Source organism: Streptomyces endophyticus (assembly GCF_035798155.1).
GTDB classification, from domain to species: Bacteria; Actinomycetota; Actinomycetes; order Streptomycetales; family Streptomycetaceae; genus Streptomyces; species Streptomyces endophyticus.
In genome coordinates, this window is record NZ_JAOZYC010000099.1 from 15,262 (window position 1) to 36,566 (window position 21,305).

Genomic DNA, 21,305 nt, shown 5'->3' on the forward strand with positions numbered 1-21,305 from the left:
CGCGTCTACCACCGTGTGAGCCTGCCAACATGGCGACGCATGAGCTGTACACCAAGGCCCCGAACGGGTCCAACTGGCAAGTACCGTCCGCCAGTTCGGCTCGCCTCAGCTGGGAATACGACGACGGGCGCGACCGCCTCCTCTCCCTCTACCAAAAGGGCAAGGACAAGCAGTGGGACGGCGCCAAGCGCATCGACTGGGAGCTGGAGGTCGACCCCTACGACCCCCTCGGCACCCCCGACGACGCGCTGGCCCTCTACAACACGCCCTACTGGGCGAAGATGACCGACAAGGACAAGGCCGAGCTGCGCAAGCACTCCGCCTCCTGGCAGTTCAGCCAGTTCCTGCACGGCGAGCAGGGCGCGATGGTGTGCGCCGCGCGCATCGTGGAGTCCGTGCCCGACCTCGACGCCAAGTTCTACTCGGCGACGCAGACCATGGACGAGGCGCGGCACGCGGAGATCTACGGCCGCTTCCTGCACGAGAAGCTCGGGATGCTCTACCCGATCAACGACAACCTCCAGTCCCTGCTCGGCGACACACTGCGCGACTCCCGCTGGGACATGCCGTATCTCGGCATGCAGGTCCTCATCGAGGGCCTGGCGCTCGCCGCGTTCGGCCTGCTCCGCGACACCACCGACAAGCCGCTGCCCAAGCAGATCCTCGCCTACGTGATGCAGGACGAGGCCCGGCACGTGGCCTTCGGGCGGATGGCCCTGCGCGACTACTACAAGCAGCTCAGCGACGCCGAACTGCGCGAGCGCGAGGAGTTCGTCATCGAGGGCTGCTACCTGATGCGCGACCGGCTGCGCGGCATCGAGGTCCTGGAGAACTTCGGCATCCCCAAGGCGGACGCGGAGAAGTACACGGAGCAGTCCGAATTCCTGGCCATGTTCCGGCAGTTGCTGTTCTCGCGGATCGTCCCGTGCGTCAAGGACATCGGCCTGTGGGGCAAGCGCCTGCAACAGGCCTACGTCGACATGGGCGTCTTCGACATGGGCAACTCCAACCTCGACCTGCTCATGGCCCAGGACGAGGAGATCGCCGAACAACTCGACGCGCAACGCTTCGCGACGGAGGAACAGGAGCGGGTGGCGGAGGTCGCGGAGGCCGTCGAGGCGGGCAAATCAGTCTGAGCCCAGCACCGCCTCCATCACCGACTTGGCGATGGGCGCGGCACTGCCCCCACCACTGATGTCGTCACGATTCGCGGAGGCGTCCTCCACGACCACCGCGACCGCGACCCCCGGCGCAGACGCGTCCTTGTCCTTGGCGTAGGAGATGAACCAGGCATACGGAGTGCCCTTGTTGTTCTCGCCGTGCTGCGCGGTGCCGGTCTTGCCACCGACGGTGGCGCCGGAGATCCGCGCCCCGGTGCCCGTTCCCTCGGAGACGACGTCCTCCATCATCGTCTGCAGCTGCGTCGCCGTGTACGGGGACATGACCTGCTTGTAGGTGTCGCTGCCGGTCTCCGAGACCGTGTCGCCGTCGTTCGTCGTGGTCTTGTCGACGAGGTGCGGCTGCATCAGGGTGCCGCCGTTGGCGACGGCCGAGGACACCATCGCCATCTGCAGCGGCGTCGCGGCGGTGTCGTACTGGCCGATGGAGGAGAGCGCCAGCTGCGCGTCGTTCATGTCCGTGTCGAAGTTGGACGTGGCGGCCGACATCGGGACCTTGATCCCGCTGTCGTTGAAGCCGAAGTTCTCCGACATCTTCACCATGTCCGAGAGCCCCGTCTGCACCCCGAGGTTGGCGAACACGGTGTTGCAGGAGACCCGCAGCGCGTACTCCAGCGTCGCGTCCGTGCAGGCGTCCGAGGCGGACTCGTTCGTCAGCTGTGTCGTCGTGCCCGGCAGGGTGTACGGGGACGGGGTGTCGGTCGAGGAGTCGATGCCGCTCACCACGCTGTTCTCCAGGATCGCGGCCGCCGTGACCACCTTGAACGTGGAGCCCGGCGGATACGTCTGGCGCAGCGCCCGGTTGAGCATCGGCTGGTCCTCGGACTTGTTCAGCGCGGCCCACGCGTCGGTCGAGGAGGAGTCGGTGCCGGCGATCCTCCCGGGGTCGTACGACGGGGTGGAGACCAGCGCCAGGATCTTTCCGGTCGACGGGTCGATCGCCGCGACCGCGCCCTTCTTGCCGCCGAGCCCGGAGTACGCGGCCTGCTGCGCGCGGGCGTTGATGGTGGTCTTCACATTGCCGCCGGGCTCCTGGGCGCGGGAGATCTCGTTCCAGAACGGGACGGGGGACAGCATCGGGTCGGTGCCGGAGAGGACGTCGTCCTCGGCGCTCTCGACGAACGTCGTGCCGTACGTCTGCGAGGCGTAGCCGGTGACGGGGGCGTACAGCGGGCCGTTCTTGTACGTCCGCTCGTAGCGCAGCGACTCCCCGGTGTCCTTCGAGCCGGTGACCGACTTCCCCTGGACGAGGATGTCGCCGCGCGGCTGCCCGTATCGCTCGATCGTGGAGCGGCGGTTGGCCGAGTTGTCGTCGAGCTTGTCGGCCTGGAAGAACTGGATACGGGCCGCGTTGATGAGCAGCGCGATCAGCAGGATCAGGCAGAACACCGAGGCCCGGCGGATGTACTTGGTCACTTGGCGCCCTCCACGGGGTCCGGGGCGGTCCCGGGGGACTCGGGCAGCAGCTGGCTCCGGGCCCGGTCGCTGACCCGGATGATGATCGCGACGATGATCCAGTTGGTGACGAGGGACGAGCCGCCCTGCGCGAGGAACGGCATCGCCATGCCGGTGAGCGGAATGAGCCCCATCACGCCGCCCGCGATGACGAAGACCTGCAGCGCGACGATCGAGGCGAGCCCGATGGAGAGCAGCCGGCCGAACGGATCGCGCAGCGCGAGGCCTGCCCGGTAGCCCCGCTCCACGAGCAGCGCGTACAGCAGGAAGATCGCGGTGAGCCCGGCGAGCCCCAGCTCCTCGCCCGCCGTCGCCAGGATGAAGTCGGACTTCGCGGCGAAGCCGATCAGGTTCGAGTGGCCGAGGCCGAGCCCGGTGCCGAGCATGCCGCCCGCCGCGAACGCGAACAGCGACTGCGCGAGCTGGCTGGCGCCCTGACCCGCGTCGATGGAGGCGAAGGGGTGCAGCCAGTCCTCGACGCGGCTGTGCACATGCGGCTCGAAGGAGGCGACGATGACCGCGCCCACGGCCGCGAGCACGAGCCCGATGCCGATCCAGCTGCCGCGGCCCGTCGCCACGTACAGCATGATCACGAACAGGCCGAAGAAGAGCAGCGAGGTGCCGAGGTCGGTCTCCAGGACGAGCACGCCGACGGTCATCAGCCAGATCACCAGGATCGGCGCGAACACCCGCATCGTCGGCAGCTGGAACCGCCAGATCCGCTTGCCGGTGTACGCCAGGGCGTGCCGGTTGGCCGCGAGATAGCTGGCGAAGAAGATCGCGAGCAGGATCTTGGCGAACTCGCCCGGCTGGATGGAGAAGCTGCCGATCTGGATCCAGATCCGGGCGCCGTTGATCGGCGGGAAGAAGATCGGCAGGATCATCAGCACCAGGGCCGTGACCACGCAGATGTACGCGTATCTCTGCAGTACCCGGTGGTCGCGCAGGAACAGCACGGTGAGGATGAACAGGGCCACACCGAGCGTGGACCAGATCAACTGGGTGGGCGCCGCCTGGTCGCTCGGGGTCTCCAGGTCGAGCCGCCAGATCAGCACCAGGCCGAGGCCGTTGAGCAGCACGGCGATCGGCAGCACCAGCGGATCGGCGTACGGGGCGCGGAAGCGGACCACGAGGTGCGCGACGAGCGCGAGCGCGCCGAGCCCGGCCCCGTATCCGGCGGCCCCGCCCGGGACCCGGCTGTCCTTGGCGAGCCCGACGTCGATGTATCCGTAGACGCTGAGCAGCACGGCGATGACGAGCAGGGCCAGCTCTGTCCCCCGGCGCCGGGGGACGCGCACAGCGGGTACCGAGGAGGAGGCGCTGGTTCCCGATGTACCCGATGATCCGGTCATACCGGGAACGTAGCAAGCAAGTACCCGATATCAGGTCATGTCAGCACCAGCGCGGCACGGCGCCGATGTTCTGGATGTACTTCGCCGAACCCCACGCCCAGGTGCCGTCGGTGAGCAGATACCAGTACGCGTTCCCGCCGACACTGTCGCCCGAGGTCTTGCAGAAGATCCGGACGATCGCGTGGTACGGCTCGGAGCGGACGACCTTGGCACCGCGGGCCGGGGCGTCGCGCAGCAGCAGCCCGGACTTCGCGGTGACGCGACCCTTGTAGACCGGCGGCGAGTCGTCGGCACCGGGGGCGCCGGCGCTCTGGGCGACGGCGGGGACGGCCGCGGTCGCGACGAGGGTGGCGACAGCGGCGATGCCCATACCGAGGCGGGTGGTGAGGGACATGCGAGTCCTCCTGGGGCGGGGGTGAGGAGCGAGAAGGGCGCCTTGAATGCCCGGTTTCACACTAAAAGCGGTACGCGGGGTGCGCAAAAGGTCACTCTCCGCTACGGAATCTCCGGCTCGGTCCCCTCGTACGGCAGCGTCAGCGTCGCCACCGCGCCACCGTCCGGCGCGTTCCCGAACTCCAGGCGTGCGCCCAGGACTTCGGCCTGACCGAGCGCGATGGTCAGGCCGAGCCCGTGCCCACGGGCACCGCCCTCGGTGCGGAAGCGCTGCGGCCCGTGCTCCACGAGATAGCCGGGGTAGCCCGCGCCGTGGTCGCGCACCGTGATCACCGGCCCTGCCACGGTCAGGGTGACGGGCGCGGCGCCGTGCAGGTGCGCGTTCGCCACGAGGTTGCCGAGGACCCGCTCCAGGCGGCGACGGTCCGTCAGCACGCAGACGTCCCGCACGAGATCGACCTCGGTGTCCGTGCCGGACGCCCGCACCACGCGCTCGACCACCGGGCCGAGCCGGTTCTCGTCCAGGTCGAGCCGCTCGCTGCGCGCGTCGAGCCGCGAGATCTCCAGCAGGTCCTCGGTGAGCGTGCGCAGCGCGGCGACCCGGTCCCGCACCAGCTCCGTGGGCCGCCCCGGCGGCAGCAGCTCGGCGGCGGCGTGCAGCCCGGTCAGCGGCGTGCGCAGCTCGTGCGCGACATCGGCGGTGAACCGCTGCTCGGTCAGGATCCGGGCCTGCAAGGAGGCGGCCATGCTGTCGAGCGCGCCCGCGACATCGGCCACCTCGTCCTGGCGCCGCCCCGGATCCTTCGTCCGGCGGTCGTCGACGCGCGCGTCCATGTCTCCCGCGCTGATCCTGCGCGCCACCCGCGCCGTCGCGTGCAGACGTCGCGTCACACGGGTCACCGCGAACGCGCCGACCAGCAGCGTCGCCCCGATCGCGAGCGCGGACGACGTGAGGATCGCCCCGTCGAGCCCGTCGATGGTGCGCCTGCCCTGCGTGAAGTCGACCCGCACCGCGAGGGCCCGCCCGCCGTTCCGGTCGGCGGCCGCCGGGCCCGCCGCCCACATCGTCGGCCGCTCCCGGCGCGCCGTGATCATCGTGCCGCGCTCCCCGCGCACGGCGAGGGCGCGCAACTCGGCGGGCAGGCCCGGCGGATCGAGGCCCGCGCCAGGCGCGAGCCTGCCCCCGGCCTCGTACCGCTTGGTGGTGGACTTCAGGAGGGTGAGCGCGCGTTCGCGGGCCTGGCCCGTCGTCTGATCGGTGACCGAGACGTGCACCAGGACGCCGAGCAGCGCGGCGAGCGCACAGCACATCACGGTGATGAACACGGTCGCCTTCCACGTCAGGGACGCGGACCAGGCGGGCAGCCGCAGCGCGCGCGGACTCATGAGCGGCTCGGTGACGGCGCGTCAGGAGTGTGCGAGGAACCGGTGCGCAGGATCTCGTCGCGGGTCGGCAGCATCGCCTTCTGGTGGCCGTCGTACGACCAGGACGTGCGGTACTCGTACCCGGACAGGTCGGCGGCGGCGCGCACCACGATGTTCCGGCCCGCCAGATGCACCTTGAGGACGGCGTCCTTGTCGTCCATGATCTGGGTCAGCTTCCCGCCGCTGTACGTGTACGTCTGCAGGTACGCCTGGCGGTGCGGGGCGCGGACGGCGACGAGCAGATCGTCCCGGCCGTCGCCGGTCAGATCCCGGTAGTACCCGCCGAGCACGGGGCAGTCCTTGGACGCCGGGCAGTCCGCGACGTCGGCGGCGATGTCCTTGTAGTCGTCGGGCGCGGCGGCCACGCGGGCCCGCACGATCGTCACCGGGTCGACGTCGCGCAGCTTCCCGCCGGGTACCTCGACGCCCTTGACCACGGCCGTCTCCTCGGCGCCGTAGTCGTCGGCGGCGCGGGTCGCGGGCGGCAGCGTGGGCCACAGCCGCTCCGGGCCGACGGCCGTCGGGGTCGGGCCCGCGCTCTCCAGACCGCCCTGGTCCCCGCAGCCGGCGCACGCGCAGAGCAGCGCGGCGGTGGGCACGGCGAGAACCGATCGGCCGAGGCGCCCGGGCCCTTTCTTCACTGCACTCCTGCCTGCCGGGTTGAACGGGTGGCGATGGTCATCATGCCGGGCCTGCGGGCTTCTTGCCCTGCGGCATGGCTTGCTGCTCCCATGGTCGTGGGGTGATGGGGCATGAGCGGACTGCGCGTCATACCGACCTGGCGGCACGGCCAGGAGTGGCTCTACGTGTGCGGGGACGACGGCACGAGCGTCGCCTGGTACGACCGGGACGCGGGCCGGGTGAACCTGCTCAGCGAGACCCGGCGGGCGGATGTGCTCGACGTGCTCAGGCCGTTCGTCGTCGGCCAGGTCGCCGTCGGCCCGCCCCCGGCGCCGACCCCCGCCGAACTGGCCGGGCTCACCCTCCACCCCGACGACGACCTCGCGCCGAACCGGCCGGGCGAGGCCCTCGTCATCTCCCTGGACCGCGACCCCGGCCCGCAGCGCCGGCTGCGCACCGACCCGCGGCGCAGGGCGCTCGCCGCGCAGGAACGGGTGGGCGAGGTCCTCGACGAACTGGAGGCGGTGGGCTGGCGGGTGCTGCACTCGGTGCCGCTGCCCGGCGGATCCCACATCCACCACCTGCTGATCGGCCCCGGCGGCCTGTTCGCGCTGCACGTACTGCCGGTGCGCAGGCAACGGGTGCGGGTCGGCGACCCCTGGGTGACGGTGGGCCGCGGGGAGCCGCAGCCACTGCTGCGCCGGGTGCGGGCCGACGCGTCCCGGGCCTCCTTCGCCCTCACCGCGGAGGTCCGCGCGGGCCTCGTCCTGGTGGAACCGACGACGGTGGAGGTGCCGACGCCACCACGCGACATCCGCCTCTTCACCGACACGGACCTCTCCACCCTCACCCGCACCGGCGGCCTCCTCAAACCGGCGGACGTGGAGGCGCTCCACATGATGGCGCGAGACAGGGGAACGTGGACGCGCGTGTGACCATTCCAAGCCCGGTTCGGCAAATTCAGCCCCGCCGGCGCTTGAGGCGCGGGGCCCGGGGCAGAGCCCCGCAACCGCAACGCCATCCGCGTCAAGGAAGCTCCCCCGCCCGCCCCACATCGAGCAACCCCGCGAGCAAATCCCCATCCCGCTCCAGCCGCGCGACAACGTCCCCCGCCACAAAAACCAGATCCCCCGCAGAACCACACCCCTCCACCTCCCCCCACGTCACCGGCGCCGAAACCGTCGGAGACACCCGCGCCCGGACCGTGTACGCCGCCGCCGTCGTCTTCGCGGCCGAGTTCTGACTGTGGTCGACGAACACCTTCCCGCCCCGCAGGTTCCGCGCCATCCGATGCACCACAAGCCCCGGCAGCGCCGCCTCCGCCTCCCGCGCGAGCCCCTTCGCGTACGCGCTGACCCGCTCGGACGCCGTGGGCACCACCGGTACGAGCAGATGCAGCCCCTTGGACCCGGACGTCTTCGCGTACGCGTCCAGCCCGTCCCGCGCCAACCGCTCCCGCAGCCACCCGGCCACCTCGCAGCACTGCACGATGTCGGCCGGGGCACCGGGGTCCAGGTCGAAGACCAGCCGGTCGGCCCGGCCCGGCGCGTCCGCCCGCCACTGCGGTGTGTGGAACTCGGTGACCAGGTTCGCCGCCCACATCAGCGTCGGCAGGTCCTGTACGAGGATCTGCCGCGAGACCCCGTCCGAGCGCGGCACCTCGGCCGTCTTCACCCAGGAGGGTGTCCCCGGTGGCACGTTCTTGGCGAAGAACCGCTGGCCCCCGGGCCCGTCGGGGAAGCGCAGGAAGGAGACCGGGCGGCCCCGCAGGTGCGGGAGCAGGGCCTCCGCGGCCGTCGCGTAGTAGTGCAGCAGCTCGCCCTTGGTGAACCCGGAGTCCGGATACAGAACCTTCTCCAGATTGCTGAGCGTGAGCCGCCGCCCCTCCACTTCTGTGTTCGGCGCCATACGGTAATACTCTGGCAACCCAGCCCGTTATGTCCTCTATGTCGCGCATCGGCGCGAACCGGGAGGTCCACCGTGCGCTCCATATGGAACGGCGCCATCTCCTTCGGCCTGGTCAGCATCCCGATCAAGCTGGTCAACGCCACCGAGAACCACTCGATCTCCTTCCGCCAGATCCACCTGGAGGACGGCGGCCGCATCCGCTATCACAAGGTGTGCGAGCTGGAGGACAAGGAAGTCGCGAACGACGAGATCGGCAAGGGGTACGAGGACGCCGACGGCTCGATCATCCCGATCACCGAGGACGATCTCGCCCAGCTCCCGATCCCCACGGCCAGGACCATCGAGATCGTCTCCTTCGTGCCGGCCGAGCGGATCGACCCGCTCCAGATGGGCACGGCGTACTACCTCCAGGCCAACGGCGTCCCGGCCGCCAAGCCGTACACGCTCCTGCGCGAGGCGCTCAAGCGCAGCAACAAGGTGGCCATCGCCAAGTTCGCGCTGCGTGGCCGGGAACGGCTCGGGATGCTGCGGGTCGTCGACGACGTCATCGCGATGCACGGACTGCTCTGGCCGGACGAGATCCGGGCCCCCGAGGAGGCCGCCCCCGACTCCCACGTCACGGTCCGCGACGCCGAACTCGATCTGGCGGACGCCCTGATGGACACGCTCGGCGAGGTCGACATGGACTCGCTGCACGACGACTACCGGGACGCCGTGGAGGAGATGATCGAGGCGAAGGCCTCCGGCACCGAACCGGCCGAGACCCCCAAGAAGTCGGACGGCGGAGGCGGCAAGGTCATCGACCTCATGTCGGCGCTGGAGAGCAGCGTACGGGCGGCCAAGAAGGCGCGTGACGAGGGCGAGGACGTGGCCGAGGTGACGGAGCTGTCGTCCCGCTCCCGTACGAAGAAGACCGCCGCCAAGAAGGCACCCGCGAAGAAGAAGACCACGGCCAAGAAGACCACGGCCAAGAAGACGACGGCGGCGAAGAAGAGCACCTCGGCAAAGAAGAAGCCGACGCCCAAGAAGAAGACGTCGGCCTGAGCTTTCAAGCCCCGCTTTGGGACGAGAGCCAGCGGGGCCCGGGGCAGAGCCCCGAGACCGCAACCCCGTCGCCGGATGAACAGAAAGCGGCTACCGCCCCCTGGCCACCTTCGCGGCGTCCCGTTTGAACGCCCACTCCATCTTCGGCTCCATCACGAACCGGAACATCCGCTGGACCGGTGGTGTGCACAGCACGGTGATGAGGCTTCCCGCGAGCAGTGTCACCACGACCTGGCCCCACGGTGTGTGCACCCAGTCCACGTCGTACCAGTCCCCGAAGCGGGAGCCCTTGGCGACGAAGCCGTGCAGCAGGTAGCCGTACAGGGTGCCCGCGCCGAGCGCCGTGAACCACATCTTGCGGCCCGGCACCCATGCGAAGAAGCACGCCGTGAGAATCACCGAACAGCCGAACATGGCCAGGGTCATGACGATTCCGGTCCAGCCGGGCGCGCCCAACTCCTGGGCGCTGTCGCGGTGGTACGTCCACGCCGCGGTCATCCGCGGCGCCGCCCAGTACGCGAACAGCAGCGCGGCCCCGAACACCGGCACCGCGATGATCCGCGCCTCCTTGCGGCGCACCAGCTGGAAGTGCTCCGGCTTCAGGCACAGGCCGAGGACGAAGAACGGCAGGAACTGCAGCAGGCGCTGCATGTCCAGGTCGTCGCCGATGCTGGGGGAGACGGAGGCGAGCGCCGCGACGGCGAGCGCCACCGGCAGCGGCCAGCGGATCGTCTTCCAGATCGGCGTGCTCAGCCGCCATACGAACAGCGACACCAGGAACCAGGTCAGGTACCAGGGGTCGAGCAGGCTGAAGTCGTATCCGGGATCGTCACCCGCGTACCGCTTGAAGAGGGTGTAGACGACCTCGAACACCACGTACGGCACGGCCACACCCGTGATCAGCCGCTTCAGCCGAGCAGGGCTCGCGTCGAACGACCGCGAGAAGTAGCCGGAGATCACGATGAACGCCGGCATGTGGAACGTGTACACGATGATGTAGAGGGCGGAGGCCGCCCGACTCCCGTCGCGCAGCGGCTCCCAGGAGTGCCCCATCGCGACCAGGACGATCGCCAGGTACTTGGCGTTGTCGTAGAACGCGTCCCGGGCCTTGCCGGTCTTCTGTGTCGCCGCGGCGGCCGGTGTGGCCGCCTGTCTCCTGGATGGAGTGCTCGCGGACGGTGCGACGGCGTCCTGCTGATCGGGCAGTGGGACCCGATGAGCCGCGAGCTGTACCGGTTCGCTCACGATCCCTCCCGTTGGGAACCCCGGCTACCGGATACGCATCTTCCTGGATTCGTGAGGTTCAAGTGGCTGCGAGACATCGACCGAACCGTAGTCATGCGGTGGGGCACGAGTAAACCTGGATCAGGCCCGCGTGGCGGCTCTCACAGTCCTGATCAGGAATGACAAACACTCAAACGGGTTCCCCACCGGTCGCCGTAGCGAGAAGTCGACAACGGCCGAAAGTGCGCGTCAGTTGAGCCCTGCCTCCGCGACCCGCCGGAGCAGCCCGTGCAGCGTCTCGCATTCGTCCGCGTCCAGCGGTGCGAGCAGCTCGCTCGTCACGCGCAGCCCCGCCTCGTCCGTGCCGCGCAGGAAGTCCCGACCGTCGTCCGTGAGCACCACGATCCGGCTGCGCCGGTCGCCGGGGGACGGCCGCCGCTCGACGAACGAGGCCTTCTCCAGGTCGTCGACCAGGCCCACGATCGCGCTCGGGTCGTAGCCGAGCTGCGCGCTCAACTCCCTTTGGGGCGCGCCCTCGATCGTGGCCAGGAAGCGCAGCACCGCGTAGTGGCGCAGGCGCAGTCCCGACTCCTGGAGCGAGGCGTTGAACAGCTGCCCCGAGCGCAGGCCGAGCCGGTACAGCAGATAGCCCGTGTCGGCGTGCAGCCCGCGCATCCATGGCTCGTGCGCGTCGATCGGGGCGGGGGTCATGGGGTCTCCCTGGGGGTGGGCCTGCGGTGTGCCGCGACAGTCTCTCGCACCTGTGGGGTGACGACAACTATTGACGTCACCAATTATTGCTCTTAGCTTCCTTCTTGCCCCACGTATCGCAGGCAGGAAGGGATCCACACGTGTCCATCGATCTCACCGGAAAGGCGGCCGTCGTCACCGGCGGCGGCCGTGGCCTCGGCCTCTCCTACGCCCATGCCCTCGCCGCCCACGGCGCGTCGGTCGTCGTCAACGACGTCGACGAGGCCGTCGCCGAAGCGGCCGTGAAGTCCATCCGGGAGGCGGGCGGCACGGCCGTCGCCGAGGTGGTCCCGGTCGGTACGGCCGAGGCCGCGGACCGCCTGGTGGCGCGGGCGGTGAGCGAGTTCGGCCGCCTCGACGTCCTGGTCACCAACGCCGGCATCCTGCGCGACAAGGTCCTGTGGAAGATGACCGACGACGACTTCGACGCTGTGGTCACCACCCACCTGAAGGGCACCTTCACCTGTGCCCGCGCCGCCGCGGTCCGCATGCGCGAGCAGGGCGAGGGAGGCACGCTCGTCCTCGTCGGCTCGCCCGCGGGCCAACGGGGCAATTTCGGCCAGACGAACTACGCCGCCGCGAAGGCCGGCATCGTCTCCATGGCCCGCACGTGGTCGATGGAGCTGGCCCGCGCGAACATCACGGTCAACGCGATCGTCCCGGTCGCCGCGACGGCCATGACGGAGACGATCCCGGCCTTCGCCCCGTACGTGGAGGCCCTGCGCGGCGGCGAACCGCTCCCGTCCTTCCTGCGCAAGGGCGAGGGCTTCGGCACCCCTGAGGACTGCGCGGCCCTCGTTCCCTTCCTCGCCTCCGAAGCGGCCCGCTCCGTGACGGGCCAGGCGATCGGCATCGGCGGCGACCGGCTCACGCTCTGGTCGCACCCGCAGGAGATCAAGTCGGCCTACGCGGACGGGGGCTGGACCCCGGACACGCTCGCGGAGGCGTGGCCGACGTCGGTCGGCGCCGAGCTCCAGACGGTGGGCATCCCGGCACCGAAGCTCCCGGAGGCGTGATGAACATCGACGAGCTGACGGCCATCGACGTCCACACCCACGCCGAGGTCTCCTCCAAGGGAAAGTCCTCCCTCGACGACGAACTCCACGCGGCCTCGTCCTCGTACTTCAAGATCGAGGGCAACCGGAAGCCGACCCTCGAGGAGACGGCCGCGTACTACCGCGAGCGGAACATGGCCGCCGTGATCTTCACGGTCGACGCCGAGTCCGCGACCGGCACGGAACCCGTCCCGAACGAGGAGGTGGCGGAGGCGGCGGCCGCCCACCCCGACGTCCTGATCCCCTTCGCCTCGATCGACCCGTTCCGGGGCAGGGCGGGGGTGAAGCAGGCCCGCCGCCTGGTGGAGGAGTACGGGGTGAAGGGCTTCAAATTCCACCCCTCCATCCAGGCCTTCTTCCCGAACGACCGCTCCGTGGCCTACGAGCTCTACGAGCTGATCGAGGAGACGGGCACGATCGCCCTCTTCCACACCGGCCAGACGGGCATCGGCGCGGGCGTGCCGGGCGGCGGCGGCATCCGTCTGAAGTACTCGAACCCCCTGCACGTGGACGACGTGGCGGCCGACTTCCCCCACCTCAAAATCATCCTGGCGCACCCCTCGTTCCCCTGGCAGGACGAGGCCCTGGCCGTGGCGACCCACAAGCCGGGGGTGCACATCGACCTCTCCGGCTGGTCCCCGAAGTACTTCCCGCCCCAGCTGATCCAGTACGCGAACACGCTCCTCAAGGACAAGGTCCTCTTCGGCTCGGACTACCCGGTCCTGACCCCGGACCGCTGGCTGGCGGACTTCGCGAAGCTGGACATCAAGGAAGCGGTCCGCCCCAAGATCCTCAAGGAGAACGCGGCCCGCCTGCTCGGTCTCACCAAGCCCTGAAGGGGATCGGTATGCGCAACGAGGGACTGGGTTCGTGGCCCGCCCGCCGGGCCCGCAAGACCCCGCACCGCACCGCCCTGATCCACCACGGCACCACCTATACGTACGCCGACCTGCACGACCGTACGACCCGCCTGGCGCACGTCCTGCGCGCACAGGGCGTACGCCGCGGCGACCGCGTCGCGTACCTCGGCCCGAACCACCCCTCGTACCTGGAGACGCTGTTCGCGGCGGGCACCCTGGGGGCGGTCTTCGTCCCGCTCAACACGCGCCTGTCGACGGCCGAACTCGCCTACCAGATAAGGGACTCAGGAGCGAAGACCCTCCTGCACACCGGCGGCGGGGACCAGGCGAAGGAGCTGTCCGTCCCCGTGACGATCGAGGCCGAGGGGGGACGCTACGAGGAACTGCTCGCGACCGCCCCCGCGGACCCGGTCGACGAGGCGGTCGGCGGCGACGACCTCTGCCTCATCATGTACACCTCGGGCACGACGGGCCGCCCCAAGGGCGCCATGCTCACCCACGCCAACCTGACCTGGAACGCGATCAACGTCCTCGTCGACCACGACCTGATCGCGGACGAGGTCGCCCTCGTCTCGGCGCCCCTGTTCCACACGGCGGGCCTGAACATGCTGACGCTGCCGGTGCTGCTCAAGGGCGGCACGTGCGTCCTGGTCGGCGCCTTCGACCCCGAGGCCACGTTCGACCTGGTGCGGCGGCACGGGATCACGTTCATGTTCGGCGTCCCGACAATGTTCGACCTGTTGACCCGGCAGCCCGCCTGGCCGACCGCCGACCTGTCCTCGCTGCGCATCCTGACCTGCGGCGGCGCCCCGGTGCCGCCCCCGCTGATCGCGGCCTACCAGGAGCGCGGCCTCACCTTCCTCCAGGGCTACGGCATGACGGAGGCGGCCCCCGGCACCCTCTTCCTCGACGCCGAACACGCGGTGTCCAAGGCGGGCTCGGCAGGCGTGCCGCACTTCTTCAGCGACGTACAGGTGGTGGGCCCGGACCTGACCCCGGTGGATACAGGCGAGACGGGCGAGGTGGTGGTCCGCGGACCGCACGTGATGCCGGGCTACTGGGGCCTGCCGGCGGAGACCGAGGCCGCCTTCTCCGACGGCTGGTTCCGCACCGGAGACGCGGCACGCGTGGACGCCGACGGCTACGTCACCATCGTCGACCGCTTCAAGGACATGATCATCTCCGGCGGCGAGAACATCTACCCCGCGGAGATCGAGGCCGCCCTGCTCGCCCACCCCGACGTGGCGGAGTGCGCGGTGATCGGCGTCCCGGACGAGAAGTGGGGCGAGGTCCCCCGCGCCATAGTCGTCCCGCGCACGGGCGCCGCCCCACCCCCCGAATCCCTCCTGGCCTCCCTCTCCGGCCAGTTGGCGAAGTACAAGATCCCCAAATCCCTGATCCTGGCCCCCGAACTCCCGCGGACGGCATCCGGAAAGCTCATCAAGTCCCGCCTCCGTGCGACGTACGGCACCGCCCCCACCCTCGACGAACAGGACAGCAGCCAGCGATGACAACCCTCACGGTGAACGGCCTGGCCGAACTCACGAAGCTCTCCGGAACCGACCTCGGCACCAGCGACTGGCTGGAGATCACCCAGGACCGCATCAACACGTTCGCCGACGCGACCGGCGACCACCAGTGGATCCACGTGGACCCCGAACGCGCCGCCGCCGGCCCCTTCGGCGCCCCGATCGCCCACGGCTATCTGACGCTCTCCCTCTTCATCCCCCTCTTCACCGATCTCCTGGACGTCCAGGGCGTCACCACAAAGGTCAACTACGGCCTCAACAAGGTCCGCTTCCCCTCCCCGGTCAAGGCGGGCTCCCGCATCCGCCTGGCGGCGAGGGTGGCATCGGTGGAAGAGGTGCCGGGCGGCGGAGCCCAGATCACCATCGACGGAACAATAGAAATAGAAGGCGCCCCGAAGCCGGCGGCAGTCCTCCAGAGCGTCTCCCGCTTCTACGCCTGACCCGGCCCGACCCGCGTCCGCCCGCAAACGCAACAAGACCCCGCCGACAGCGTTTCCGCTGTTGACGGGGTCTGTCAGGCACCTTGTACAAGGTGCCCCCGGCAGGATTCGAACCTGCGCACCCGGCTCCGGAGGCCGATGCTCTATCCCCTGAGCTACGGGGGCGTGCGCCGCATTGTGCTTCGCGACGGGTAGAACACTACCAGCTCCTTTGTGGTCCTCAGGAACGGGTTATCGCGCGGGGGACGGCCGGGTTCGGGTCGCCTGTACGGGGCGGAAGTGGGGAAAACCCGGACGCGGTGGCCGGTGTCGACCTACTCTCGAGTTGTGCCAGGCGCGTCCGGCCGAGTCCTTGTCGTGGACGACAACAAGGTCATTCGGCAGCTGATCAGGGTCAATCTCGAGCTGGAGGGCTTCGAGGTCGTGACCGCGGCCGATGGTGCCGAATGTCTGGATGTGATCGATCAGGTGCGGCCCGATGTCGTCACGCTGGACATCGTGATGCCCCGGCTCGACGGACTGCGCACCGCCGCCCGGCTCCGGGCGGACGCCCGTACGCGTTCGCTGCCCATCCTCGTCGTCAGCGCCTGCACCCAGTACGAGGTCGAGAGCGGGCTCGACGTCGGCGTGGACGCGTTCCTCGCCAAGCCCTTCGAACCCAGTGAACTGGTGCGTGTCGTACGGCAGTTGAGCGAGCAGGGGCGCGCGGGGGCAGGCCCCGCCGGTGCCTCCAGGGCGGGCGCCGGGCGTACCGTGAGTGCCGCTGATGACGCCGAGCAGGCCTCCCAGCAGGCCTCCCGCACCGCCGACGCCTGAGCGGCCCGGCGGCTCCCCGCCGTCCCGGTTCCCCGTCCGTATCCCGGGCCTTCCGGGAAACCGGGTCGCATACCCACCCCCCTCCTCCCATACGCTTGTCCCGTGACCCCCGCCGAGCTCTCCCGCACCGTCCTGCGCGCCGTCCGCCGCGCGGTCGACGACGGTGAGCTCGACGCTGCCGTGTGCGCGGCCGGCGAGGAGCGGATCGTCGTCGAGCGGTCGCGGGCCGGTGGGCAGGGGGACTACGCCACCAACGTCGCGCTGCAGCTCGCCCGCCCCGCAGGACGGCCCCCGCGTCAGGTCGCCGAGATCCTGTCCCGGCGGCTGGGGGACTGTCCCGGTGTCGCCGAGGTCGCCGTCACCGGACCCGGGTTCCTCAACTTCAGGATGGCGGAGTCCGCGTCCGGCACGCTCGTCACGGAGATCCTGCGCGCCGGGGACCGGTACGGGTTCGCCGAAGCCGACGCTCCCACCGGTCAGGTCGTTCAGCTGCACGCCCCGCACGAGGTCCGCGCCCTCGTCGTCATGGACTCCGTCGCCCGCCTTCTGCGCGCTCAAGGTGTCCTCGTAGGGACCAGTTGCGTCGAATGCCCCCGCCCGGAGTGGGCCGACGTCCTCGGCGTGCGGGTCGACGAGATCGGCGGGCCGGAGGCCGACGCGGACATCCGCCCCGTGCCCGCCCCCGCCGACCCCCTGCCACTCGGCCGCGACGCCGCCCGCTGGGCCCTGCTCCACCCCGCGGGCCACGACCGGCCCCGGATCGGCGACGCGTACGAGGAGCACCTCGCCCAGCGTGAGACCAATCCGCTCTTCCGCGTCCGGTACGCCCACGCCCGCACCCGCGCCCTGACCCGCAGCGCCGCGGACCTCGGCTTCACCGCCGCCCCCGGCGAGGTGGCCGGAGAGGAAGACCTCGTCGCCGCCCTCGGCGACCATCCCCGCATACTGCGCGCCGCGGCCCAGCAGCACGCTCCCGACCGGCTCGCCCGGCACCTCGTCGGCGTCGCCGACAGCTTCATGGCCTCGCTCCACCCGGCCGTACTGCCCCAAGGCGAGGAGAAACCCTCGGCCGCCCACCGTGCCCGGCTCGCGCTCGCCGAAGCTGTCGGGACGGTGCTCGCAGGCGGCCTGACCCTGCTCGGCATCGACGCACCCGAACATCTGTGACACAGAAGTAGACGAAGAGAGCCATCGCAGCCATGAGCCGTTCCGCACACCCCGCCGGCCCCCGTCACGCCGACGTCCTGCCCGAGGGCCACTACACCGCCCCCGCCGACGACCTCAACGCCCTCGACCCGAAGGTGTGGGCGCAGACCGTGGCCCGCGCCGGCGACGGCGGCGTCAGCGTCGGCGGGATCGAAGTCGCCCGGCTCGCCGAGGAGTTCGGCACTCCGGCGTACTTCCTCGACGAGGAGGACTTCCGCGCCCGGTGCGCCGCCTGGCGCGACGCCTTCGGCCCTGACGCCGATGTCTTCTACGCCGGCAAGGCCTTCCTGTCGCGTGCTGTCGTGCGGTGGCTGGACGAGGAGGGGCTGAACCTGGATGTGTGCTCCGGGGGCGAGCTCGCCACGGCGCTCTCCGCGGGCATGCCCGCCGAGCGCATCGCCTTCCACGGCAACAACAAGACCGAGGAAGAGATCAGCCGCGCGGTCCAGGTGGGCGTCGGTCGCATCGTGCTCGACTCCTTCCAGGAGATCGCGCGCGTCGCCCACATCGCCGAGGGACTCGGCAAGCGGCAGCGCGTGCAGATCCGCGTCACGGTGGGCGTCGAGGCCCACACCCACGAGTTCATCGCCACCGCGCACGAGGACCAGAAGTTCGGCATCGCCCTCGCCGACGGGCAGGCGGCGGAGGCCGTGCGGCGCGCGCTGAAGCTCGATGGCATCGAGCTCATCGGGATCCACTCGCACATCGGGTCGCAGATCTTCGACATGGCCGGCTTCGAGGTCGCCGCGCGGCGCGTCGTCGGGCTGCTCGCCGAGGTGCGTGACGAGCACGGGATCGAGCTGCCCGAGATCGACCTCGGCGGCGGGCTCGGTATCGCGTACACGAGTGATGACGACCCTCGTGAGCCGCATGAGATCGCGAAGGCGCTGAACGAGATCGTGGGCCGCGAGTGCGAGGCCGCCTCCCTGCGCACCCCCCGCATCTCCGTCGAGCCGGGGCGCGCCATCGTCGGGCCCACCGCCTTCACGCTCTACACCGTCGGCACCGTCAAGCCGCTCGAAGGACTGCGGACCTACGTCTCCGTCGACGGGGGTATGTCCGACAACATTCGCACCGCCCTCTACGACGCCGAGTACACCGTCGCCCTCGTCTCCCGCCGCTCCGACGCCGCGCCGATGCTCGTCCGCGTCGTCGGCAAGCACTGTGAGAGTGGCGACATCGTCGTGAAGGACGCGTTCCTGCCTGCCGATGTCGCGGCCGGTGATCTGATCGCCGTGCCGGCCACCGGCGCGTACTGCCGCTCCATGGCCAGCAACTACAACCACGCGCTTCGCCCGCCCGTCGTCGCCGTGCGCGACGGCGCGGCCCGGGTGATCGTCCGGCGCGAGACGGAGGAAGATCTCCTGCGCCTCGACGTCGGATAAATGAAATCTACGTCTCACGATCCGGACCCGGGGCTGAAACCCCGGTCCGGTGGGCGAGACTGGACCCACCGTAGAAGTACCTGAGTAAGTACGTAGAAGGAAACGAGGTCGCATGATGCGTACGCGTCCGCTGAAGGTGGCGCTGCTGGGCTGTGGGGTTGTCGGCTCAGAGGTGGCGCGCATCATGACGACGCACGCCGATGACCTCGCCGCCCGGATCGGTGCCCCCGTCGAACTCGCGGGTGTGGCCGTGCGGCGGCCTTCCCGAGTGCGCGAGGGAATCGATCCCGCGCTGGTCACCACCGACGCCACCGCGCTCGTGAAACGCGGTGACATCGACGTGGTCGTCGAGGTCATCGGGGGCATCGAGCCCGCTCGCACCCTCATCACCACCGCCTTCGAGCACGGCGCCTCCGTCGTCTCCGCCAACAAGGCGCTCGTCGCCCAGGACGGCGAGGCCCTGCACGCCGCGGCCGTCGAGCACGGCGAGGACCTCTACTACGAGGCCGCGGTCGCAGGCGCGATCCCGCTGGTCAGGCCGCTGCGCGAGTCGCTCGCCGGTGACAAGGTCAACCGCGTCCTCGGCATCGTGAACGGCACGACGAACTTCATCCTCGACGCGATGGACACCACCGGCGCCGGCTACCAGGAAGCGCTCGACGAGGCCACCGCCCTCGGGTACGCCGAGGCCGACCCGACCGCCGACGTCGAGGGCTTCGACGCCGCCGCGAAGGCCGCCATCCTCGCCGGCATCGCCTTCCACACCCGCGTCCGCCTCGACGACGTGTACCGCGAGGGCATGACCGAGGTGACCGCCGCCGACTTCGCTTCCGCGAAGGAGATGGGCTGCACCATCAAGCTGCTCGCCATCTGCGAGCGGGCCGCCGACGGGCAGTCCGTCACCGCCCGCGTGCACCCGGCGATGATCCCGCTGTCCCACCCGCTGGCCTCCGTGCGCGGCGCGTACAACGCCGTGTTCGTCGAGGCCGAGGCCGCGGGCCAGCTCATGTTCTACGGGCCCGGTGCCGGCGGCTCGCCGACCGCGTCCGCCGTACTCGGCGACCTCGTCGCCGTCTGCCGCAACCGCCTCAATGGCGCGACGGGACCCGGCCAGTCCGCGTACACACAGCTGCCCGTCTCGCCGATGGGCGATGTCGTGACGCGGTACCACATCAGCCTCGACGTGGCCGACAAGCCCGGCGTTCTCGCGCAGGTGGCGACGGTCTTCGCCGAGCACGGTGTCTCCATCGACACTGTGCGCCAGTCGGGGAAGGACGGCGAGGCCTCCCTCGTCGTCGTCACCCACCGCGCGGCGGACGCGGCCCTCACCGGGACCGTGGACGCGCTGCGTCAGCTCGACACCGTGCGCGGTGTCGCCAGCATCATGCGTGTTGAAGGGGAGTAGCAGGGATGACCGGAATGACCCACCAGTGGCGCGGCATCATCGAGGAGTACCGGGACCGGCTCCCGGTGACCGACACCACGCCGGTCGTGACACTGCGCGAGGGCGGTACGCCGCTCGTGCCCGCGCGGCTGCTCTCCGAGCGCACCGGCTGTGAGGTGCACCTGAAGGTCGAGGGCGCCAACCCGACCGGTTCGTTCAAGGACCGCGGCATGACCATGGCCATCACGAAGGCCAAGGAGGAGGGCGCGCAGGCCGTCATCTGCGCCTCCACCGGCAACACCTCGGCCTCCGCCGCCGCGTACGCGGTGCGGGCTGGCATGGTCTGCGCCGTGCTCGTGCCGCAGGGCAAGATCGCGCTCGGCAAGATGGGTCAGGCGCTCGTCTACGGCTCGAAGATCCTCCAGGTCGACGGCAACTTCGACGACTGCCTGAACCTCGCCCGCAGCCTCTCCGAGAACTACCCGGTGGCGCTGGTCAACTCGGTCAACCCGTACCGCATCGAGGGCCAGAAGACCGGCTCGTTCGAGATCGTGGACGCGCTCGGCGACGCGCCGGACATCCACGTCCTCCCGGTCGGCAACGCGGGCAACATCACGGCCTACTGGAAGGGTTACAAGGAGTACGCCGCCGACAAGGTGTCCTCCCGCACCCCACGTATGTGGGGCTTCCAGGCCTCCGGCTCCGCGCCGATCGTGCGCGGCGAGGTCGTCAAGGACCCCTCGACGATTGCGACCGCGATTCGCATCGGGAATCCGGCATCGTGGCAGCACGCGCTCGCCGCGCGCGAGGAGTCCGGCGGCTTCATCGACGAGGTGACGGACCGTGAGATCCTGCGCGCCTACAAGCTGTTGGCGTCCCAGGAGGGTGTCTTCGTCGAGCCCGCCTCGGCCGCGTCCGTCGCGGGTCTGCTGAAGGCCGCCGAGCAGGGCAAGGTCGACCCCGGCCAGAAGATCGTCTGCACCGTCACGGGCAACGGCCTGAAGGACCCGGACTGGGCCGTCGCCGGCGCCCCGCAGCCCGTCACCGTCCCGGTCGACGCCGCCGCGGCCGCCGAGCGCCTCGGTCTCGCCTGAGTCGTACCGCCTCTTTAGGCGACACTGACACGGCGTCAACTGGGCGTTTCAGTACAGGGGGTGCACAGGGGGGCTTACGACACGCATCGTGCGCCTCCTGTGCGCCCTATGTCGCCACTGAACCTTCCTTCGATAGGCTGTATCGAACCCGCCCACCGCATATGCCGTGGTGCCGCCGCTGTTTTG

20 protein-coding genes and 1 tRNA gene are annotated in these 21,305 nt (G+C 70.2%); 12 read left to right on the plus strand and 9 right to left on the minus strand.

All coding sequences use genetic code 11. The annotated features are described in order from the left end of the window. Nucleotides 1–29: 29 nt before the first annotated feature. Nucleotides 30–1,136 (plus strand): ferritin-like domain-containing protein, encoded by a 1,107-nt coding sequence (locus OKJ99_RS14435; protein WP_326016534.1) that lies wholly within the window; start codon nt 30–32, stop codon nt 1,134–1,136. Here the strand turns inward: OKJ99_RS14435 and OKJ99_RS14440 are convergent. From OKJ99_RS14440 to OKJ99_RS14460, 5 genes are all read right to left on the minus strand, one after another. Beyond that, nucleotides 1,128–2,594, minus strand: coding sequence for a peptidoglycan D,D-transpeptidase FtsI family protein (locus OKJ99_RS14440; protein WP_326016535.1), 1,467 nt, complete (start codon nt 2,592–2,594; stop codon nt 1,128–1,130). The two genes, OKJ99_RS14435 and OKJ99_RS14440, sit on opposite strands and share 9 nt — an antisense overlap. Continuing rightward, on the minus strand, nt 2,591–3,985 hold the full coding sequence (locus OKJ99_RS14445) for an FtsW/RodA/SpoVE family cell cycle protein (RefSeq protein WP_326016537.1): 1,395 nt from the start codon (nt 3,983–3,985) through the stop codon (nt 2,591–2,593). The genes OKJ99_RS14440 and OKJ99_RS14445 overlap by 4 nt, the downstream gene beginning before the upstream one ends. A 40-nt stretch (nt 3,986–4,025) precedes the next feature. Beyond that, nucleotides 4,026–4,379, minus strand: coding sequence for an SH3 domain-containing protein (locus OKJ99_RS14450; RefSeq protein ID WP_326016538.1), 354 nt, complete (start codon nt 4,377–4,379; stop codon nt 4,026–4,028). A gap of 101 nt (nt 4,380–4,480) precedes the next feature. After that, complete coding sequence (locus OKJ99_RS14455) at nt 4,481–5,764, minus strand: HAMP domain-containing sensor histidine kinase (RefSeq protein ID WP_326016539.1); 1,284 nt, start codon at nt 5,762–5,764, stop codon at nt 4,481–4,483. Continuing rightward, the gene (locus OKJ99_RS14460) at nt 5,761–6,444 is read right to left on the minus strand and encodes a hypothetical protein (RefSeq protein WP_326016541.1); all 684 of its coding nucleotides are present in this window, start codon (nt 6,442–6,444) and stop codon (nt 5,761–5,763) included. Before OKJ99_RS14460 ends, OKJ99_RS14455 begins: the two co-directional genes overlap by 4 nt. Before the next feature lie 111 nt (nt 6,445–6,555). Between OKJ99_RS14460 and OKJ99_RS14465 the strand changes: the two genes are divergently transcribed. Next, entirely contained in the window at nt 6,556–7,359 is an 804-nt protein-coding gene (locus tag OKJ99_RS14465) for a nuclease-related domain-containing protein (RefSeq protein WP_326016542.1), read from the plus strand. A 91-nt stretch (nt 7,360–7,450) separates the two neighbouring features. Here OKJ99_RS14465 and ligD read toward each other — a convergent pair whose 3' ends face one another. Beyond that, nucleotides 7,451–8,332, minus strand: coding sequence for a non-homologous end-joining DNA ligase (gene ligD / locus OKJ99_RS14470; protein ID WP_326016544.1), 882 nt, complete (start codon nt 8,330–8,332; stop codon nt 7,451–7,453). A 72-nt stretch (nt 8,333–8,404) separates the two neighbouring features. On the opposite strand from ligD, the gene ku reads away from it, so the two are divergent. Beyond that, nucleotides 8,405–9,376, plus strand: coding sequence for a non-homologous end joining protein Ku (gene ku, locus OKJ99_RS14475; RefSeq protein ID WP_326016545.1), 972 nt, complete (start codon nt 8,405–8,407; stop codon nt 9,374–9,376). 90 nt (nt 9,377–9,466) lie between these two features. Here ku and OKJ99_RS14480 read toward each other — a convergent pair whose 3' ends face one another. Together OKJ99_RS14480 and OKJ99_RS14485 are read right to left on the minus strand one after the other, a co-directional pair. Further along, entirely contained in the window at nt 9,467–10,621 is a 1,155-nt protein-coding gene (locus OKJ99_RS14480; RefSeq protein ID WP_326016547.1) for an acyltransferase family protein, read from the minus strand. Nucleotides 10,622–10,849: 228 nt separating this feature from the next. Then, nucleotides 10,850–11,311 (minus strand): MarR family winged helix-turn-helix transcriptional regulator, encoded by a 462-nt coding sequence (locus tag OKJ99_RS14485; RefSeq protein WP_326016548.1) that lies wholly within the window; start codon nt 11,309–11,311, stop codon nt 10,850–10,852. A gap of 140 nt (nt 11,312–11,451) precedes the next feature. On the opposite strand from OKJ99_RS14485, the gene OKJ99_RS14490 reads away from it, so the two are divergent. The 4 genes from OKJ99_RS14490 to OKJ99_RS14505 are packed head-to-tail and all read left to right on the plus strand — an operon-like array spanning nt 11,452 to nt 15,234. After that, nucleotides 11,452–12,366, plus strand: coding sequence for an SDR family NAD(P)-dependent oxidoreductase (locus tag OKJ99_RS14490; protein ID WP_326016550.1), 915 nt, complete (start codon nt 11,452–11,454; stop codon nt 12,364–12,366). After that, nucleotides 12,366–13,241 (plus strand): amidohydrolase family protein, encoded by an 876-nt coding sequence (locus OKJ99_RS14495; RefSeq protein WP_326016552.1) that lies wholly within the window; start codon nt 12,366–12,368, stop codon nt 13,239–13,241. The genes OKJ99_RS14490 and OKJ99_RS14495 overlap by 1 nt, the downstream gene beginning before the upstream one ends. Before the next feature lie 11 nt (nt 13,242–13,252). Continuing rightward, nucleotides 13,253–14,776, plus strand: a complete 1,524-nt coding sequence (locus OKJ99_RS14500) for an acyl-CoA synthetase (protein WP_326016553.1) — start codon at nt 13,253–13,255, stop codon at nt 14,774–14,776. Then, nucleotides 14,773–15,234, plus strand: a complete 462-nt coding sequence (locus tag OKJ99_RS14505; RefSeq protein ID WP_326016555.1) for a MaoC family dehydratase — start codon at nt 14,773–14,775, stop codon at nt 15,232–15,234. Before OKJ99_RS14500 ends, OKJ99_RS14505 begins: the two co-directional genes overlap by 4 nt. Before the next feature lie 93 nt (nt 15,235–15,327). Here the strand turns inward: OKJ99_RS14505 and OKJ99_RS14510 are convergent. Beyond that, nucleotides 15,328–15,399 (minus strand) — tRNA-Arg (locus OKJ99_RS14510). A gap of 114 nt (nt 15,400–15,513) precedes the next feature. Here OKJ99_RS14510 and OKJ99_RS14515 point away from each other — a divergent pair. The 5 genes from OKJ99_RS14515 to thrC all read left to right on the plus strand — a co-directional run bounded on the left by OKJ99_RS14515 (nt 15,514) and on the right by thrC (nt 21,119). Then, nucleotides 15,514–16,050 (plus strand): response regulator, encoded by a 537-nt coding sequence (locus OKJ99_RS14515; protein WP_407700697.1) that lies wholly within the window; start codon nt 15,514–15,516, stop codon nt 16,048–16,050. 102 nt (nt 16,051–16,152) lie between these two features. Beyond that, complete coding sequence (gene nrtL, locus OKJ99_RS14520) at nt 16,153–17,217, plus strand: ArgS-related anticodon-binding protein NrtL (RefSeq protein ID WP_326016559.1); 1,065 nt, start codon at nt 16,153–16,155, stop codon at nt 17,215–17,217. Between the two features lie 32 nt (nt 17,218–17,249). After that, the gene (lysA, locus tag OKJ99_RS14525; RefSeq protein WP_326016560.1) at nt 17,250–18,641 is read left to right on the plus strand and encodes a diaminopimelate decarboxylase; all 1,392 of its coding nucleotides are present in this window, start codon (nt 17,250–17,252) and stop codon (nt 18,639–18,641) included. A 112-nt stretch (nt 18,642–18,753) separates the two neighbouring features. Next, nucleotides 18,754–20,046 carry a homoserine dehydrogenase gene (locus OKJ99_RS14530; RefSeq protein ID WP_326016561.1) on the plus strand — a complete coding sequence of 431 codons (1,293 nt, stop codon included), beginning with the start codon at nt 18,754–18,756 and terminating at the stop codon, nt 20,044–20,046. Nucleotides 20,047–20,060: 14 nt separating this feature from the next. Beyond that, a complete protein-coding gene (gene thrC, locus OKJ99_RS14535; RefSeq protein ID WP_326016679.1) occupies nt 20,061–21,119 on the plus strand; it encodes a threonine synthase in 1,059 nt (352 codons plus the stop codon). Nucleotides 21,120–21,305: the final 186 nt, after the last annotated feature.

Coding starts and splice junctions, on each gene's coding strand:
- ligD (WP_326016544.1), bottom strand. CDS start 8,332: ATGGCGCCGAACACAGAAGTGGAGGGGCGGCGGCTCACGCTCAGCAAT.
- OKJ99_RS14450 (WP_326016538.1), bottom strand. CDS start 4,379: ATGTCCCTCACCACCCGCCTCGGTATGGGCATCGCCGCTGTCGCCACC.
- thrC (WP_326016679.1), top strand. CDS start 20,061: ATGACCCACCAGTGGCGCGGCATCATCGAGGAGTACCGGGACCGGCTC.
- OKJ99_RS14445 (WP_326016537.1), bottom strand. CDS start 3,985: ATGACCGGATCATCGGGTACATCGGGAACCAGCGCCTCCTCCTCGGTA.
- OKJ99_RS14485 (WP_326016548.1), bottom strand. CDS start 11,311: ATGACCCCCGCCCCGATCGACGCGCACGAGCCATGGATGCGCGGGCTG.
- lysA (WP_326016560.1), top strand. CDS start 17,250: ATGAGCCGTTCCGCACACCCCGCCGGCCCCCGTCACGCCGACGTCCTG.
- OKJ99_RS14495 (WP_326016552.1), top strand. CDS start 12,366: ATGAACATCGACGAGCTGACGGCCATCGACGTCCACACCCACGCCGAG.
- OKJ99_RS14465 (WP_326016542.1), top strand. CDS start 6,556: ATGAGCGGACTGCGCGTCATACCGACCTGGCGGCACGGCCAGGAGTGG.
- OKJ99_RS14500 (WP_326016553.1), top strand. CDS start 13,253: ATGCGCAACGAGGGACTGGGTTCGTGGCCCGCCCGCCGGGCCCGCAAG.
- OKJ99_RS14505 (WP_326016555.1), top strand. CDS start 14,773: ATGACAACCCTCACGGTGAACGGCCTGGCCGAACTCACGAAGCTCTCC.
- OKJ99_RS14530 (WP_326016561.1), top strand. CDS start 18,754: ATGATGCGTACGCGTCCGCTGAAGGTGGCGCTGCTGGGCTGTGGGGTT.
- OKJ99_RS14435 (WP_326016534.1), top strand. CDS start 30: ATGGCGACGCATGAGCTGTACACCAAGGCCCCGAACGGGTCCAACTGG.
- OKJ99_RS14455 (WP_326016539.1), bottom strand. CDS start 5,764: ATGAGTCCGCGCGCGCTGCGGCTGCCCGCCTGGTCCGCGTCCCTGACG.